General features: G+C 72.2%; 15 protein-coding genes. 9 read left to right on the top strand and 6 right to left on the bottom strand.

Annotation, left to right across the window (positions count from 1 at the left end; all coding sequences use genetic code 11):
* Positions 1–9: 9 nt before the first annotated feature.
* The gene (locus BS75_RS37925) at positions 10–663 is read right to left on the bottom strand and encodes a TetR/AcrR family transcriptional regulator (RefSeq protein WP_034091468.1); all 654 of its coding nucleotides are present in this window, start codon (positions 661–663) and stop codon (positions 10–12) included.
* Positions 664–775: 112 nt separating this feature from the next.
* Between BS75_RS37925 and BS75_RS37920 the strand changes: the two genes are divergently transcribed.
* A complete protein-coding gene (locus BS75_RS37920) occupies positions 776–1,279 on the top strand; it encodes a hypothetical protein (protein ID WP_152646066.1) in 504 nt (167 codons plus the stop codon).
* A gap of 79 nt (positions 1,280–1,358) precedes the next feature.
* Here the strand turns inward: BS75_RS37920 and BS75_RS37915 are convergent, their stop codons facing one another.
* Both BS75_RS37915 and BS75_RS37910 read right to left on the bottom strand, forming a co-directional pair.
* On the bottom strand, positions 1,359–1,931 hold the full coding sequence (locus BS75_RS37915) for a methyltransferase family protein (protein WP_034091467.1): 573 nt from the start codon (positions 1,929–1,931) through the stop codon (positions 1,359–1,361).
* A 203-nt stretch (positions 1,932–2,134) separates the two neighbouring features.
* Complete coding sequence (locus tag BS75_RS37910) at positions 2,135–2,821, bottom strand: TetR/AcrR family transcriptional regulator (protein WP_034091466.1); 687 nt, start codon at positions 2,819–2,821, stop codon at positions 2,135–2,137.
* A 161-nt stretch (positions 2,822–2,982) separates the two neighbouring features.
* Here BS75_RS37910 and BS75_RS37905 point away from each other — a divergent pair, with 161 nt between their 5' ends.
* From BS75_RS37905 to BS75_RS48815, 4 genes are all read left to right on the top strand, one after another.
* Positions 2,983–3,432: a MarR family winged helix-turn-helix transcriptional regulator gene (locus BS75_RS37905; RefSeq protein WP_034091465.1), complete on the top strand. Its 450-nt coding sequence runs from the start codon at positions 2,983–2,985 to the stop codon at positions 3,430–3,432.
* A gap of 48 nt (positions 3,433–3,480) precedes the next feature.
* Positions 3,481–4,170: an MBL fold metallo-hydrolase gene (locus BS75_RS37900; protein WP_052070205.1), complete on the top strand. Its 690-nt coding sequence runs from the start codon at positions 3,481–3,483 to the stop codon at positions 4,168–4,170.
* The gene (locus BS75_RS37895; protein WP_081983021.1) at positions 4,167–5,993 is read left to right on the top strand and encodes an MFS transporter; all 1,827 of its coding nucleotides are present in this window, start codon (positions 4,167–4,169) and stop codon (positions 5,991–5,993) included. Before BS75_RS37900 ends, BS75_RS37895 begins: the two co-directional genes overlap by 4 nt.
* 127 nt (positions 5,994–6,120) lie before the next feature.
* Positions 6,121–7,569: an alpha/beta hydrolase family protein gene (locus BS75_RS48815; RefSeq protein ID WP_052070203.1), complete on the top strand. Its 1,449-nt coding sequence runs from the start codon at positions 6,121–6,123 to the stop codon at positions 7,567–7,569.
* 79 nt (positions 7,570–7,648) lie between these two features.
* Here the strand turns inward: BS75_RS48815 and BS75_RS37885 are convergent, their stop codons facing one another.
* Together BS75_RS37885 and BS75_RS37880 are read right to left on the bottom strand one after the other, a co-directional pair.
* Positions 7,649–8,605, bottom strand: a complete 957-nt coding sequence (locus BS75_RS37885) for an NAD-dependent epimerase/dehydratase family protein (protein ID WP_034091464.1) — start codon at positions 8,603–8,605, stop codon at positions 7,649–7,651.
* A 166-nt stretch (positions 8,606–8,771) separates the two neighbouring features.
* Positions 8,772–9,479, bottom strand: a complete 708-nt coding sequence (locus BS75_RS37880) for a transposase family protein (protein ID WP_197091913.1) — start codon at positions 9,477–9,479, stop codon at positions 8,772–8,774.
* A gap of 354 nt (positions 9,480–9,833) precedes the next feature.
* Between BS75_RS37880 and rox the strand changes: the two genes are divergently transcribed.
* Complete coding sequence (gene rox / locus BS75_RS37875; protein WP_034091463.1) at positions 9,834–11,267, top strand: rifampin monooxygenase; 1,434 nt, start codon at positions 9,834–9,836, stop codon at positions 11,265–11,267.
* Between the two features lie 19 nt (positions 11,268–11,286).
* Here the strand turns inward: rox and BS75_RS37870 are convergent, their stop codons facing one another.
* Positions 11,287–11,964 (bottom strand): TetR/AcrR family transcriptional regulator, encoded by a 678-nt coding sequence (locus BS75_RS37870; RefSeq protein ID WP_052070202.1) that lies wholly within the window; start codon positions 11,962–11,964, stop codon positions 11,287–11,289.
* An 88-nt stretch (positions 11,965–12,052) separates the two neighbouring features.
* Here BS75_RS37870 and BS75_RS37865 point away from each other — a divergent pair, with 88 nt between their 5' ends.
* Genes BS75_RS37865 through BS75_RS37855 form a run of 3 tightly spaced genes read left to right on the top strand, consistent with a single transcriptional unit; the run spans position 12,053 to position 17,097 of the window.
* The gene (locus BS75_RS37865) at positions 12,053–13,324 is read left to right on the top strand and encodes an MFS transporter (protein WP_160312337.1); all 1,272 of its coding nucleotides are present in this window, start codon (positions 12,053–12,055) and stop codon (positions 13,322–13,324) included.
* A gap of 28 nt (positions 13,325–13,352) precedes the next feature.
* The gene (locus BS75_RS37860; RefSeq protein ID WP_034091461.1) at positions 13,353–14,588 is read left to right on the top strand and encodes a glycoside hydrolase family 1 protein; all 1,236 of its coding nucleotides are present in this window, start codon (positions 13,353–13,355) and stop codon (positions 14,586–14,588) included.
* A gap of 49 nt (positions 14,589–14,637) precedes the next feature.
* Positions 14,638–17,097 (top strand): glycoside hydrolase family 3 protein, encoded by a 2,460-nt coding sequence (locus BS75_RS37855; protein WP_034091460.1) that lies wholly within the window; start codon positions 14,638–14,640, stop codon positions 17,095–17,097.

Here is a 17,097-nt window from a genome sequence, read left to right as displayed (position 1 = left end):
GCAACGGGTTCAGCCGTCCGCGACGCCGGCGATCCGCAGCGCGAAGCGCACGTAGGCGTCCGCGACCTGCTCGGCGTCGCAGCGCTGGTCGGGGCCGAACCACTGGGCGACCTGGACGCCCATGCTGCTGATCGCGGTGGCGGCGAGCAGCAGGTCGGGAACTCGGAACTCTCCTTCGGCGCTTCCATGTTCCAGCACGTCCAGCAACAACCCGGCGCAGGCGGTCCGCAGTTCCAGGGCCGGTGCGGCGTGTTCCGGTGAGAGGGCGTGCAGTTCACCGTTGGCGACGACGGCCAGCAGCGGGTACTCGGTGTGCGCCAGGACATGGGCGCGGACCAGTGCGGCCAACTGCCCGGCCGCCCCGCCGTCCGGCGGCGCGGAGACGATCGCCGAACCCAGCCGGGAGTACAGCTCCTGATGCCCGATCAGCACCAGTTCCGCCAGGATGTGCTCCTTCGACGGGTAATGCGCGTAGAGCGTCGCGGAGTTGATGCCGACCTGCCCGGCGATGCTCCGGATCGACGTGCCGTGGAAACCGCTCTCGGCGTAGAGGGCGAGCGCCTCGTGCAGGATCCGACCGCGTGTGCCCGGCGGCGTCACCCCGTCCGGCAGGGCCACGGCCACGGCGGCCACCCGGCGCGGCTCCCAGGTGGGAACGTCCACGTGCTCCTCCTCCACCCGCGGCGGCCAGGGATTGCAACCAATCGATCGGTTGACACCGTAGCGCAGAGGGCCGACGGTACCTGGCGACAACCGGAGACAACCAATCGATTGGTTGGCAGTCTTTGAGTGGATGGCGGCCCACGGGCCACCGAGGAACGGCGCCACCCCGCACGGAGCCCGACCGGTCCTCGCCCACCCGCGCGGCCCGTCCCCCACCACCGGAGTGTGCCCCCATGACGATCCGCTCCCCAGGTACGACCAGAACCGGTACGCCCCCGGCGGCTACGCCCCCTCGCTCAGCATGGACACCACCGGCATGCTCTACACCCCGTCCTCCTGCGCCGCCGGGGCGCCGTGCAAGCTGGTCGTCGCCCGGCACGGCTGCCTCTCCGGGCAGTACCTGCTCGGCGACGCCTTCCCCGAACTGGGCAATCTGGACACCTATGCGGACACCGACAACCTGGTCGTCCTCCACCCGCAGGCGATCTCCAGCGTCCTGCCGGTCAACCCCGAGGGCTGCTGGGACTGGTGGGGCTACGACGGCTCGAACTTCGCCGTCAGGAGCGCCCCGCAGATGACCGCGATCGTCAACATGGTGCACGCGCTGGGCGGCTGACCGGTCATCGGCGCCCGGTGGGCCGGACGGCCGCCGTCCCCGACGGAAGGCGGCCGGACGGCCCGGGCCGGCTGCCGCGTCACCAGAGTCCCGGCACCAGCCGGGAGGTGCCTGCCGCGTAGGAGGCGTAGTCCTCGCCGAGGGCCGTGGTGAGGACGCGTTCCTCCACCCGGATCCGGTAGACCACGCCGACGGTCGTGCAACCGAGCAGCGCCACCAGCGAGACCGGGTTGCCGAAGGCGAGGCCCAGCCCGAACACCGCCACCAGCGCCCCGGCGTAGGCCGGGTGGCGCAGCGCCCGGTACGGGCCGGCGGTCACCACCCGGTGGTCGGCCTGGACATGGACCACACCCCGGAAGAACCGTCCGAGTACGTGGATCGCCCACAGCCGCAGGGCGATGCCGGACCACATCACCAGGACCGCCACGATCAGCGCCGGCCGCCCCTGGCCGTAGTCGGCCCCGGACGCCGCGGATCCGGCGACGACGGCGAGCACCTGGCCGAGCACGATGCTGCCGGCGACCACTCCGAGCGAACGCCACTCGGTGCTCACCGCCTTCCCGCCCATCCGGTACTGGCGCCACTGCATGACCACCTCCGCCAGCAGCCAGGCCAGCATGGTGGCATTGATGAGGAAAGTGAACAGGTCCACGGCAGTCGCCCTCCGGTCCGAGACGCACACTTGGCGCCTCCGACGCTAGGAGCAGCCGGGGAGCAGCGGCTCCACCGTGGAGTGGATCCGCCGGTGGAGCCGGGGAGTTGGCGCGGAGCGGAGGGTGCAGCCAGGGGTGGAGCCGGGCATCGGGCCCAGGGTGGAGAAGGTCCCTCGGCCGGGCCCCGCCGTTCGACCGCCGACTACCGCGCGCCGGGCGGCGTCGGTGTGCCGAGCACCCCGTTGAGCAGGGTGTTGAACCCCCAGGACAGCCGTTCCTCCGGCGTGCCGGAGATCAAGTGGCCGGAGAGCGCGGCAATCTGAGGGTGGGTCCGCCGGTCCACCCCGTGCAGGGCGCGGGTCAGGGCGTCCCAGTCGTCCTGGGCGAGGACCGACTCGTCCCGGCCGGACTGCTCGGCGGCGGTCGCGGTGGCGTACTGCAGCAGGATGTCCACGCCCCAGGCGGCCTGGCCGGGCGGGACGCCGCCCTCGTCCAGGAGCGCCAGCAGCGTCTCGATCAGGTTCAGGTAGTGCTCCCCGCCGGGGCGGGAGACCAGGGCGGACCGGGCCAGCCCTGGGTGCTCGAAGAGGAGCGCGGTGTAACCGCCGAGCAGGTCCTCGATCCGCTCCCGCCAGCCGCCGCCGGCCGGCGGGCGGAGGGTTCCGAGCAGCTCGTCCAGGATCGCGGCGTGCAGTTCGGCGGTGTTGCGGAGGTAGACGTACAGCGAGGCCGGACCGGTGTCCAGCTCCTGCGCCAGCCGGCGCATGGTGACCTTCTGCAGCCCCTCGGCCCGCATGACGCCCACGGCCGCGCCGACGATCCCGGCCCGGCTGAGGGCCGGCTTGGCCGGACGCTCCCGGCGACTGCGTGGTTCGGAGGAGGGCTGCACCCCGGCAGCTTAGCAATCGCGTTCGCCAGGGACATGTACGTGACGAACCCGTTCCCGACAAACGCGTTCGGCACTCCCGCAAACCATGCAGTCAGAACTGAGCAGTCCGAAGTGAACAGTTTGAACTGGACAGTCTGGACTGAAGGTTTTATGGTGCGGTCATGGAAGAGAGCATCGATGGCGTCTCGGAGTCGGCCGTCCAGGCCGCGCGCGAGCTGCGGGTGGTGGTCAGCCGACTCCGCCGCCGACTCCGGGAGGTCTACGAGACCCGCGAGCTGACCCCCTCGCAGACCGCCGTACTCAGCCGACTGGACAAGGGGGGACCGGCCTCGACCAGCGACCTGGCGGCCGCCGAACGGGTCCGCCCGCAGTCCATGGCCTCGATCCTGACCGGGCTCGACAAGCTCGGCCTGATCGAGCGCCGCGCCGACCCCGACGACGGGCGCCGACAGCTCGTCTCGCCGAGCCGGGCGGGCCACGAGCTGCTCGACGACGGACGCCGGGCCGGCAGCGAGTGGCTGACCCGGGCCATGGAGGACCGGCTGGACGAGGCCGAGCGCCGGACCGTGATCGAGGCGATGGCCCTGCTGGAACGACTCGTCACCCCCTGACCCCTACTCCCCCGTGCACCGCACGGCCCGTACGAGGAGAACGACCACATGCCGAACCAGCTCGCACCCGGGGTCCACCGGATAGCCACCGGTCGCGGAACCAACGCCTTCCTCGTCGACGGCGAGGACGGAATGACCCTGGTCGACGTCGGCTGGAGCTCCGCCCCGACCGCGATCGACACCGCCCTCACCGAGCTGCGCCGCTCGCTCCGCGACATCCGACGGATCGTCATCACCCACGCCCATCCCGACCATGTCCGCGGCCTGGCCAGGATCCGCGAGCTCACCGGCGCGGCGGTGCTGATCCACGGTGCGGACGCGGACTGGCTGCGCCTCGGCCGGGTACCGGCCGGCGGCCGCAGCTCGCGCCTGCCCGCCGCGATGGACCGGCTGCCGGTGACCAGCTGGACCCCGGTCGACCCGGACGCCGTCCTCGGCGACGGCGACGAGGTCACCGCCGGCCTGCGGGTGATCCACACGCCCGGACACTCCGCCGGGCACATCGCCCTGCTGCACGAGCCCAGCCGCACCGTCCTGGTCGGCGACGCGCTGTTCCTCCGCTTCGGCCGGATGTCGATGGGTCCGGCGGGCGGCTCGCAGGACCCGGCGGCCCGTCCCCACGGGCTCGGCCGGCTGCCGGTGGACGTCGCCGCGGTCGGCTTCTCCCACAACGACCCGCTGCTCGGCGGCCGGACCGAGGTCTACCAGGAGTACATCGAGACCGTGGGGGTGCGATGACCGGCGGCCGGCCGCGCACCGCCACCGGCGAGCCCCGGAGCGCCGCCGCCGACAAGCGCTACCGCTGGGCGGCGCTGGCCAACACCTCCGCCGCCGTCTTCATGTCCTCGCTCGACGGCTCGATCATCATCATCGCGCTGCCGGCGATCTTCCTCGGCATCCACCTGGACCCGCTCGCCCCCGGCAACGTCGTCTACCTGCTGTGGATGATCATGGGGTACCGGCTGGTCCAGGCCGTGCTGGTGGTCACCGTCGGCCGCTTCGGCGACATGTTCGGCCGGGTCAGGATCTACAACTCCGGCTTCGCGGTCTTCACCGTCGCCTCGATCCTGCTCTCCTTCGACCCGTTCAACGGGGGCCGGGGGGCGATGTGGCTGATCGGCTGGCGCCTGCTGCAGGCGATCGGCGGTTCGATGCTCACCGCCAACTCGGCGGCCATCCTGACCGACGCCTTCCCGCGCGAGCGGCGCGGCTTCGCCCTGGGCATCAACCAGGTGGCCGGGATGGCCGGGATGTTCATCGGCCTGGTCGCGGGCGGGGTGCTGGCCGCCGTCGACTGGCGCCTGGTCTTCTGGGTCAACGTCCCGGTCGGGGTCTTCGGCACCGTCTGGGCGTACCGCACGCTGCGGGAGACCAGCACCCGCCAGGGCGGGCGGATCGACTGGTGGGGGAACGTCACCTTCGCCCTCGGGCTGGGCGCGGTGCTGATCGGCATCACCAACGGCATCCAGCCCTACGGCGGCCACGCCATGGGCTGGACCGACCCCACGGTGGTCGCGCTGCTGGGCGGCGGCACCGCGCTGCTCATCGCCTTCGTGGTGATCGAGACCAGGGTCGCCGAACCGATGTTCCAGCTCGGACTGTTCCGGATCAGGGCCTTCACCACCGGCAATGTCGCCGGCTTCGTGGTCTCCGTCGCCCGGGGCGGGCTCCAGTTCGTCCTGATCATCTGGCTCCAGGGCATCTGGCTCCCGCTGCACGGCTACGACTACAGCCGGACTCCGCTCTGGGCGGGCATCTTCCTGCTGCCGATGACGGCGGGCTTCCTCCTGTCCGGTCCCGCCTCCGGCTACCTCTCCGACCGGTTCGGCTCCCGGGGCTTCGCCACCGCCGGACTGGTGCTGTTCGGCGGCGCGTTCCTCGGGCTGATGCTGCTGCCGGTCGACTTCCCCTACTGGGCCTTCGCGCTGCTGATCACCCTGAACGGGATCGGCGTCGGCATGTTCAGTTCGCCCAACTCCTCGTCGATCATGGGCAGCGTGCCGGCCAGGCAGCGGGGAGCGGCCTCCGGAATGCGCTCGACCTTCCAGAACTCCGGGACCGCGCTGTCGGTCGGGGCCTTCTTCTCGCTGATGATCGCCGGACTGTCGAGCAGCCTCCCGCACACCCTGACCGGCGGACTCCGGCAGCAGGGCGTGCCGAGCGGCGTCGCCCACCAGGTCGGCGCGCTGCCGCCGGTGTCCTCGCTGTTCGCGGCGATGCTCGGGGTGAACCCGGTGCAGCACCTGCTCGCCCCGAGCGGCGTGCTGCCGAACCTGCCGACGGCCAGTCAGAGAGTGCTCACCGGAAGGGAGTTCTTCCCCCACCTGATATCCGGCCCGTTCCACGACGGCCTGGTGGTGGTCTTCGCCACCGCTGCCGCCCTCTCCTTCCTGGCCGCCGTCGCCTCCCTGGCACGCGGCCCCCGCAGCGCCGTCGGCCCCGACGCGCCGTCACCCGTCGCCCCTCCGGGCCCGACACCGAGCCCGACCGACCGTCGGCCGCCCACACCGCTCGCGCCCACCCCGCTCGCGCCCCCGGAAGAGAGATCGCACGGAAACTAATATTCCTGATGTTCTTGAACGGCTGCGTCGTCCCTTGTACTGTCGCGATCGCCTCTGAAATCGCGCAGACAGTTGACCGGGCGACAGTTTCCCGGGACGCCCGCGCCGTTGAGCAGAAGGAAGAATCGTGGCCGCACCGCACGCCGGGGAAGACGACAGGCAGTTCCCAAGTCGACAGGGGGAGCCCGGCGCAGCCCCCGGGCCCCGGTCGCTCGGCCGGCGGAAGCTGCTGAGGGGCGGCGCTCTGGGCGCCGGGGCCGCCGTCCTCGGCGCCGGGTTCCAGGGCGTCGCCGCAGCGGCCCCCGCACCCGCCGACCCGACTCCCGCCGTCGGCCCCTTCCAGCTCTTCAGCCAGGCGGATCTTGAGTTCGAGACCCTCTTCGCCCTCGGCGGCGCGGGCTACGGGGTCGCCGAGGTCGGCGAGATCGTCACCGCCGTCAATGCGATCAACGCCCAGGGCGCGACCTACCAGACGTACGTCGACCAGTTCCAGGCCCTGGCCCAGCGGGTGCACCGGATCGCCGACCGGGCCTTGCGGGCCGGACACCGGGCCAGCGCCCGCAGCGCGTACCTTCGGGCGGCCAGCTACTACGACTGCTGCCTGTTCTTCGTGCTGGGCACCACTGCCCGGGCGCAGGAGGCCGCGCTGTACGCGACCATGCAGAACTGCTGGGACCGGGCGACCCAACTGTTCGACCATCCCTTCGAGCGGATCCGCATCCCCTACGGGAAGAGCTGGCTGCCCGGATACCTGCTGAAGCCCGACGCCCGCGACATCCGTCGGCCGACCGTCATCGTCAACAACGGGAGCGACGCGCAGAACGTCGACGCGTACGTCATGGGCGGGGCGGCCGCCCTGGAGCGGGGGTACAACGCGCTGATCTTCGAGGGCCCGGGACAGGGCTCGATGCTCTTCGAGCGGGAGATCGCCTACCGCCCCGACTGGGAGCAGGTCATCACCCCCGTCGTCGACTACCTGAGGTCCCGGGCGGATGTCGACCGGGACCGCGTCGCCCTGATCGGGCTGTCCATGTGCGGAGAGTCCGTGATCCGCGCCGCGGCCTTCGAGCACCGGCTGGCGGCGGTCGTCTCCGACCCCGGGGTGGTCGACGCCTGGCTGGCCTGGCCGGCCTCCCTCAGGGGCCTGTTCGCCAACGGTGCGACCGAGGCCGAGGTCAACCGGATCTGGCAGCAGGACGTCATCCCGACGCTCGCCCCCGGCGACCGGTTCACCCTCAGCAAGCGTGCCGAGTTGTTCGACAGTCGGTTCATGCTCGCCGCCCGGGCCGGAGAGATGTTCACCGACCTGTGGGGCCTCGGCCAGGCGGTGATGCGGCTGGACTGCGGCCCCGTCGCCCACCAGGTCACCTCGCCCACCCTGGTGACCCAGTTCGAGGGCGAAGCCTTCTATCCGGGCCAGGGCCGGCAGCTCTACGATCTGCTGCGCTGCCGGAAGGCCCTCCACGACTTCAGTACCGCCGAGAGCGGGACCGAGTACCACGACGCGCCCATGTCGCCGCAGACCCACTACCAGGTCGTCTTCGACTGGCTCGACTCCTACCTCGGGGCCCGCTGAGCAGCCACGGCCACGGAGCGGACCCCGCCGCGGTCGCCGGGGGCGGAGGAGCCGACCAGCAGCGTCGGCCGACGCTCCGTCAGACGCCGGCCAGCAGCTTCGCCTCCTCCTCCGGGGACAGTCCGAGCGGCAGCGGCGGCTCGCCCCGCCCCCGGTCCCAGGCCAGCACGTCGGCGGCGGTCACCGCCATGGGCGTCGCGGTCATGCCCGCCGCCCGCGCCCGGGCCGGGCTGCGCAGCAGCGTCGGCCACATCGACTCGGGACGCATCAGCGGGAAGAACGGTGACACCGCGTCGGCCGGCACCGGCACCACCTCGACCTCGGCGCCCGCCGCCCGGGCACAGGTGTGGATCAGCTCCGCCATGGTGATCCGCTCGGCCGGGCCGACCGCGTGGAAGGCACCGGGCCGGTCGTCCGCCAGCAACTGGACCACCAGCCGGGCCAGATCGCGCGAGTCGACCAGCTGCACCGGCTGGTCGGGCCTGCCCGGCAGCGCCACCCGGCCGCCGCGGGCGGCCCGCCGCACCCAGTAGGTCAGCCCGTTCTGCACGTCGTGCGGCCCGGCCACCTTCCCTGGTCGCACGATCGTCGCCCGCGAGCCGTAGCGGGCCACGACATCGTCCTCGCAGGCCGCCTTGAGCGGCCCGTAGGTCTCCTCGGTCAACTCCTCGGTGTCCCGCCGCACCGGTCGGCGCGGGGTGTCCTCGTCCGAATCGGGCCCGAGGCCGGTCCGGACGTAGACCGCGTGGCTGGAGATGAAGAGGTAGCGGCCGACCCGGTCGCCGAGGGCGTCCATCGCCCGGCCGACATGGCGCGGCAGATAGCCGCTGACGTCGACCACCGCGTCCCAACTGCCCTCGCGCAGAGCGGCGTAGTCGTCGGCGTCGCGGTCCCCGATCCGCCTCTCGACGCCCGGGAAGAGCTCGGATCCGGTCCGCCCCCGACCGAACAGAGTGACCTCGGCGCCCACCCGCAGGGCGTCCTCGACAATGGCCCGGCCCACGAACGCGGTACCGCCAAGCACAAGAATTCGCATGACGCCCGACACTAGTCACATCGACGGGCAGTCTCCACGGCATTACCCGCTGCCGCCCGGCGCGCGGCAAAAGCAAAGGCAAGGAGGTCACGCTCTCCTTGCCACTATCAAGGAAGGTTATTCAGAACTCTGTCGATCATGAGGTTCGCGCTGGCGTGATCCTGGGTCAGGCGGGTTCGTAGGTCCGTAGGAGTTCGAGTTGGACGACGGTGTCGAGTGTCTCGGGGAAGCGGTCGAGGGGGCTGCGGTAGCAGCCGCCGAGGATCTTCCAGTTCTCCAGGTGGCCGATGCAGCGTTCGACGGCAGAGCGGATCTGGGAGTGCGCCCGGTTGCTCGCCTTCTCCACCTCGGTCAGCTTGCGGTGCGGCGGCTTCTTGTAGGGGGTGAGCAGGTCGCTGCCTTGGTAGCCCTTGTCGCCAAGCCGGTGGCGGTACTTTTGGATCTTCGCTTTGATGCCCGAGGCGACATAGGCGAAGGCGTCGTGGCGGGCCCCTGGCAGCGGCGCCCCCGCCTCCCGCAGCCGGCCCCGGGTGTCCGAGACGACCTGGACGTTGTGCCCGGACTGCATGTGCTTCTTGGAGAACAGCTGTTCAGCGGCCTTCCAGTCCCAGCACTCGGCGAGGAACCCGTCCACCAGGACCGGCTCGTCCCGGGGTAACCGGGCGAGCCCGAACCCCAACTCCTTGATCGCGTCGCGCACCACGGGGCGTAACCGGGTGCTGTAGCGCGAGACCGTGGGCTGGGAGATCTCGAACAGTTCGGCGGCCAGGACCTGCGCGTTGTTGTGTCGCAGGAGGAAGCAGAGCACGACCACCGCCTTCCACAGCGGCAGCGCGTGCGGACGGCCCGTCGGCTTGTCCCAGTCGGGGATCATCCGCTCCACACGGGAAAGCAGGACGTCCAGCTGATGCGGGCTCAGGCCGGTTGTACGGTGGAAGCGCATCGGTCCCCCCGCGCGCTCGTGCTGATGGGTGTCACCTCGCACGCTACGCCGAGGGGACCGGTCACGTCCGCGCCACCGCCAGCCAGCGCGAACCGGTCCAGGCCACCCCACAGCGGTTCAGACCACCGCGAAGGGTTCTGAATAACCTTCAAGATATAGCGCACGGGGGGCCTTGCGGCAAGGGCCCGGTGGTGGCGCAGAATGGTCGGCCTCGGCCGGAACCTGTGGAAATGGGCGATTCGCGGAGCGATCGGCCGATATTCAGATCGTCACGTAGGGGATTTCATGTTTGACGTGATCATTGTCGGCTGCGGACCGACCGGCCTGATGCTGGCCGGCGAGCTGCGGCTGCACGGCGTGCGGGTGCTGGTGCTGGAGAAGGAGGCGGAGCCGACCAAGCAGTCCCGGGCGCGCGGCCTCCACGCGCGCAGCATCGAACTGATGGACCAGCGCGGTCTGCTGGAGCAGTTCCTCGCGGCCGGAGAGCAGTTCCGGGTCGGCGGCTTCTTCGCCGGTCTCGCCAGCCACTGGCCGGAACAGCTGGACACCGCGCACTCGTACGTCCTCGGCATCCCGCAGGAGGTCACCGAGCGTCTGCTGACCGAGCACGCCACCAGGCTCGGCACCGAGATCCGCCGCAACCGCGAACTGGTCGGACTGAGCCAGGACGAGGAGGGGGTGACCGTCGAGCTGGCCGACGGGACACAGCTGCGCTCGCGCTACCTGGTCGGCTGCGACGGCGGCCGCAGCACCGTGCGCAAGCTGCTCGGCGTCGGCTTCCCCGGGGAGCCCAGCCGGAACGACACCCTGCTGGTCGAGGTGGAGCTGGCCGATCCGCCGGAGGCGGTGGCCGAGGTGGTGGCCGAGGTCCGCAGGACCGAGAAGCGGTTCGGCGCCATCCCGCTGAAGGACCAGGACGGGGTGTACCGCGTGATCGTCCCCGCCGCCGGGGTGGTCGAGGACCGTGCCGCGGCGCCGACCCTCGACGAGCTCAGGCAGCAGCTGCGGGCTTACGCCGGCACCGACTTCGGCGCGCACTCGCCGCGCTGGCTCTCCCGCTTCGGCGACGCCACCCGGCTGGCCGAGCGCTACCGGGTCGACCGGGTGCTGCTGGCCGGCGACGCGGCGCACATCCACCCGCCGACCGGCGGGCAGGGGCTCAACCTCGGCGTCCAGGACGCGTTCAACCTCGGCTGGAAGCTGGCCGCCGAGGTCAACGGCTGGGCGGCCGAGGGGCTGCTGGACAGCTACCAGACCGAGCGGCACCCGGTGGCCGCCGCGGTGCTGGACAACACCCGCGCGCAGATGCAGCTGCTGTCCTCCGACCCGGGTGCCCAGGCGGTGCGCCGACTGATGTCGGAACTGGTGGACTTCGAGGAGGTGAACCGGTATCTGATCGAGAAGATCACTGCGATCGCGGTCCGCTACGACTTCGGCGAGGGGCACGAACTGCTCGGCCGACGGCTCCGGGACGTGCAGCTCAAGCAGGGCCACCTCTACGGGCTGATGCACGGCGGCCGCGGCCTGCTGCTCGACCGGACCGGCGGGCTCTCGGTGGCGGGTTGGGCGGACCGGGTCGACCACGTGGTCGACGCCGGCGAGGAGTTGGACGTGCCCGCGGTGCTGCTGCGGCCCGACGGCCATGTGGCCTGGGTCGGCGAGGACCAGCAGGACCTGCTCGCCCACCTGCCCACGTGGTTCGGCGCCGCTGCCGGCTGACGGATCGTGGGCGGGGCGGTCAGCGGGGCGGCGCGCCCCCGGACCGCCCCGCCCGGACCGCGCCACCGCCCTCGCCCGTGCCCTCCCCCGGGCCACCGCCCTCCCCCGCGCCGAGGACGGCCCGGAGCACCCGGCCGAGAGCCGCGATGTCGGCGGCCATGTCGATGTCCGGGTCCAGCAGCCACTGGATCTGCAGTCCGTCGGTGGCGGCGAGGATGATCCGGGCGGCCCAGTCGGCGTCGACCGGCGTCGCGTGCCGCCCGATGGCGGGCTCGGAGCGGTCGCCGAGGTGGCGGATGATGGTCGCCTGGTTACGGGCGTAGCGGGCGGCGAAGAAGTCATGGGCGGGGTGGTCGGGCTCCGCCGCGGCAGCGGCCACGTCGACGAAGAGCTTGACCAGGCCGGGCGTGGACGCGTTGTTGGCCAGGATGTCGAGCGCGGCGCTCGGGCCGATGACGTCCCATTCGCCGAAGGCCTCGGTGGCCGCCGCGTCGCGGGCCTCCAGGACAGCGGTCAGCAGCGCCTCGCGACCGCCGAAGTGGTGCAGGACGCCGGCGTCGGTCATCCCGACGCGCTGGGCGATGTCACGCACCGACACCTTGCGGCTGCCCGCCTCCGCGTAGGCCGCCAGCGCGGCATCGAGGATCTGCTGACGCTTGGCCGAGGTCTTGGCGTACGGCCCCCGAGGATTGCTCATCCGCGCAGTCTAACCTCCGCCCATTCAAACCATTGAGCCTCAAGATTTTCGCTGTTACGCTGACCGCCTCACAGCGAAGGAGCTGTCCTTGAGCACTTCTCCTGCCTCCCCTGCCTCCCCCGCCGTCCAGGCCGCGAGCGTTCCGGACGTCGGCGGGGACCCTGCGGGACTGGGGCGGCTCGGCCCGGTCCTGGGCGCCGCCAACCTCAGCTGGCTGCTCTCCTTCGGCGTGTCGAGCACGCTGGTCCAGGCCCTGCTCGGACAGGTGGACGCGCACACCAAGCTCGACCGCTACGCCACCATGGCCACGGTCGGCGCGCTGGTGGGGATGGTGGCGAACATCGCCTTCGGCGTGCTCTCCGACCGCACCCGGTCCCGGTTCGGCCGCCGCAACCCGTGGATCCTGGCCGGCGGGTTCGGTACGGCGGCATCGCTCTCCGCCCTGTCCTGGACGACCAGCTTTCCGGTCATGCTGCTGCTCTGGATGTGCGCGCAGGTGAGCCTGAACGCCATGGTCGGCCCGCTCACCGCGATCCTGCCGGACCGGGTCGCCCGGGCCGACCTCGGCAGGGCCTCCTCCTGGATCGGACTCGGGCTGCTGCTCGGGCAGAGCCTCGGCGCAGTGTTGGCAGGCCTGTTGCTCACGGTTCCGGTCCAGGGTCTGCGCTGGATCCCCTGGCTGGTCGCGGCGGGCGCGCTGCTGGTGTTCCGCGCCGCCCCTGACCGCTCCAACGCCGCCGAGACGCGGGTGACCCTCCCCCTCCGCGAGTCGGTGCGCAGCCTGCTGCCACCGCGCGACCCCGACTTCCTCTGGGCGCTGGTCGGACGGCTGCTCACCATGCTCGGACTGCAGTGCGTACTGGTGTACCAGCTGTACGTGCTGACGGACTACCTCGGCCTCTCCACCGGGCACGCGGGTTCGGTCATCGCCCTCTCGGGCGGGGTCACCGCGCTCACCGCCGGCTCCGCCATCGCGGTGTCGGGACCGCTGTCGGACCGGCTCGGCCGCCGCAAGCCCTTCGTCATCACGGCGGCGGCACTCTGCGCCGCGGCGATGGTTCCGCTCGTGCTGACCCGTTCGCTCCCGGCCTTCTTCGTCTTCGTCCTGCTGGCCGGCTTCGCCTACGGCGCCTATGTCGCGGTCGACCAGGTGATCATGGCCGAGGTGCTGCCGGACCAACTGCACCGGGCCAAGGACCTGGGCATCCTCAACATCGCCAACACCATGCCGCAGATCCTCGCGCCGCTGGTCGCCGTCACCGTCGTACCCGGCCTCGGCTACCGCGCGCTCTTCGTCCTGGCCATCGTCCTGGCCGCCGGCGGCGGCCTGTGCCTGCTCCCGATCCGCCGGGTCCGCTGACCCGCAGCCCTACCGAGGAGAACCACCCATGAACCCGAACCCGAACCCGACCCTGCCCGACGGATTTCTCTGGGGCGCCTCCACCGCCGCGCACCAGATCGAGGGCGGGAACACCAACAGCGACTGGTGGTACCTGGAGCACAGCGGCCTGACCGACCGCATCAAGGAGCCCAGCGGCGACGCCTGCGACAGCTACCACCGCTGGCGCGAGGACATGGACCTGCTGGCCCGACTGGGCTTCACCGACTACCGGTTCAGCATCGAGTGGGCCCGCATCGAGCCCGCGCCCGGCGAGTTCTCGCAGGCCGCGATCGCCCACTACCGCCGGATGGTGGAGGGCGCCCAGGAGCGCGGCCTGCGGCCGATGGTGACCCTTCATCACTTCACCAACCCGCTCTGGTTCGAGCAGCGCGGCGGCTGGACGGCGGCCGGCTCCGACGAGCTCTTCGCGCGCTACATCGAGGCCGCCGCACCGGTCTTCGCCTCCGGTGTCGACCATGTCTGCACCGTCAACGAACCCAACATGGTGGCCGTCATGGCCGCCTTCCGCACCGCGCTGACCTCGGGCGGCGACCTGCCCCCGGCCGGACTCCCGCTGCCGGACGCCGCCACCACCGACGCCCTGGTCCGCGCCCACCGCCGGGCCTTCGACACGGTCAAGTCCCTTGCCCCGCACGTCAGCACCGGCTGGTCGGTGGCCAACCAGGTGGCCCAGCCGGTACCGGGCCCGGAGCGGACAGCAGCTGAGCAGGCGGCGGCGGAGTCGGCTGCGGCCGAGTACCGCCACCCGCGCTCGGACGTCTTCCTGGAGGCCGCGCGCGGCGACGACTGGCTCGGCGTGCAGTCCTACACCCGCACCCTGGTCGGCCCGGACGGCTGCGCCCTGCCCGTGCCGGCCGACGCCGAACGCACGCTCACCGGATGGGAGTTCTACCCCGAGGCGCTGAGCCACGCACTTCGCCGCACCGCGGCGCTCGCCCCCGGTACCCCGCTGATCGTCACCGAGAACGGCATTGCCACCGCCGACGACACCCGCCGGATCGCCTACACCGGCGCCGCCCTGCGCGGCATGGCCGAGGCGATGGCCGACGGCGTCGACGTACGCGGCTACTTCCACTGGAGCGCGCTCGACAACTACGAGTGGGGCAGCTACTCGCCCACCTTCGGTCTGATCGCGGTCGACCGCACCACCTTCGTCCGTACGCCCAAGCCCTCCGCCGCCTGGCTCGGGGCGATCGGCCGCAGCCGCACGCTCCCGTACTGAGCCGAACACCCGCCCCCGCCCTCGCCACGATCAACTGAGAGAAGACACCATGGACACCCCCGACTACGCCCCCGTGATCGAGGCCGCGCTCGCCCGCCTCGACCTGGACGCCAAGTGCCGGCTCCTGGCCGGCCAGGACCTGTGGACGCTGCCCGCGCTGCCGGAGATCGGCCTCGGCTCGCTGGTGATGTCGGACGGGCCGATCGGCGTACGCGGCGGCGGGCTCGGCGGTGCCGAGGACCCCTCCCTCGCGCTGCCCAGCCCCACCGCCCTCGCCGCCACCTGGGAGCCCGCGCTGGCCCGCCGGGCCGGTCGGGTGTTGGCCCAGGAGGCCCACCGCAAGGGCGTCCACGTGCTGCTCGCCCCCACGGTCAACCTGCACCGCTCCCCGCTGGGCGGTCGGCACTTCGAGTCCTACTCGGAGGACCCGCTGCTCACCGCGCTGATCGGCGCCGGGTACGTGACCGGTCTGCAGGAGAGCGGCGTGGCCGCGACGGTGAAGCACTTCGTCGCCAACGACGCCGAGACCGACCGCTTCACCGTCGACAACCAGGTCCCCGAGCGCGCCCTGCGCGAGCTCTACCTCGCCCCCTTCGAGCAGATCATCGAATCCGCCCACCCCTGGGCGGTGATGTCCGCCTACAACGCCGTCAACGGCCCGACCATGACCGAGCACCGCCCGCTCCAGATCGGCGTGCTGCGCGAGGAGTGGGGCTACGACGGCGTCGTGGTCTCCGACTGGCTGGCGGCCCGCGACACCGTCGCGGCCGTCGAGGGCGGTCTTGACGTGGCGATGCCCGGCCCGGACACCGTCTTCGGCCCCGCCCTGGCCGCTGCCGTCCGGGACGGCCGGGTCGGCGAGGCGACCGTGGACACGGCAGTGCGGCACGTCCTGCTGCTCGCCGCCCGGGTCGGCATCCTCGCCGGCGCCGAACCGGCCGTCGCCCCGGAGCAGCGGCCGACCCCCGAGGACGGCACGGCCTTCGCCCGTGAACTGGCCGCCCGCTCCTTCGTGCTGGTCCGCAACGAGCGGCAGGCGCTGCCCATCGACGCGGCTTCCGGCGGCAGCATCGCGCTGATCGGCCGCGCCGCCCACGACCCCCGGTTCCGCGGCGGCGGATCGGCCGCCGTCTACCCCGTGCACGTGGTCTCCCCGCTGGAGGGGCTGCGCGCAGCGCTGCCCGAGGACGTCACCCTCACCTACGCGCTCGGCACCGACCCGGACGTGGAGCTGGACACCGCCGGAGCCTCCTTCGCCCTGCGGGCGGTCCTGTGCGACGGGGACGGCACGGTCCTCGCCGACGAACCGGTGCCGACCGGGAAGTTGCGCTGGGTGGCCTCCGAACTGCCCGGCGGGGCCGACTACGACGCCCTCGCCACGGTCGAACTGACCGGGACGTTCACCCCGGAACAGTCCGGCGCCCACCGCTTCGGCACCCACGGCGTCGGCGCCCTCCGGCTCACCGTCGACGGCACCGTGCTCCACGACGGCTTGGCTGCCCCGGTCGACACCGACCCCATCGACGCCGTCACCGGCCGGGCCGTGCCGCGCGGCACCATCGAGCTGAAGGCCGGACAGCCGGTACGGGTCAGCCTGCTCAACACGGCTCCCAAGGCCTCGTACGGCCCCATGCGAGGCGTCCTCTTCTCCCTCGCGCACAGCGAGCCGGAGCCCGACGACGACGCCCTGTTCGCGGAGGCGGTCGCGGCGGCACGGGCCGCCGATGTCGCGGTCGTCGTGGTCGCGACCACGGAACGGGTGGAGAGCGAGGGCTTCGACCGCGCCGACCTGCGGCTGCCCGGCCGCCAGGACGAGCTGGTGGCCCGCGTCGCCGCCGCCAACCCGCACACCGTGGTGGTCGTCAACTCCGGTTCCCCGGTGGAGATGCCGTGGCGCGAGCAGGTGGCCGCGGTGCTGCTGTCCTGGTTCCCCGGCCAGGAGGGCGGCGCCGCGCTGGCCCGGGTGCTGCTCGGCCTGAGCGAGCCCGGCGGCCGGCTGCCCACCAGTTGGCCGGTCCGTCTGGCCGACGCGCCCGTCAGCCAGGTCACCCCCGAGGACGGCGTGCTGCGGTACGAGGAGGGCGTCTTCATCGGCTACCGCGCCTGGCAGCGCCACGACCTCGCGCCCGCCTACCCGTTCGGCCACGGCCTCGGCTACACCGACTGGGCCTACGAGGGGCTGGAGGCGGTCGGCCGGACGGTCACCGTCCGGCTGCGGAACACCGGGACGCGGACCGGGCGCGAGGTCGTCCAGGTCTACCTGGCCGGGACCGACGCCCTGGCCGGCGTCGAGCGCCCGACCCACTGGCTGGCCGGCTTCGCCTCCGTCGTCGCCGGGCCCGGCGAGACGGTGGCGGCGGAGGTCGTCCTGCCGGAGCGCGCCTTCCAGACCTGGGACGCGACCGCCGGCACCTGGGCCACCGCCCCGGGCGGCTACCGGGTGCTGGCCGGGCGCAGCGCGACCGACCTGCCCCTGGCGACGGACCTGCCCCCCGCGACCGGTCTCTGA

Origin of the sequence: Streptacidiphilus albus JL83, assembly GCF_000744705.1 — a bacterium.
GTDB lineage: Bacteria > Actinomycetota > Actinomycetes > Streptomycetales > Streptomycetaceae > Streptacidiphilus > Streptacidiphilus albus.
Note: the sequence above shows the minus strand (reverse complement) of the source record. Positions and strands in the feature narration are given on the sequence as shown.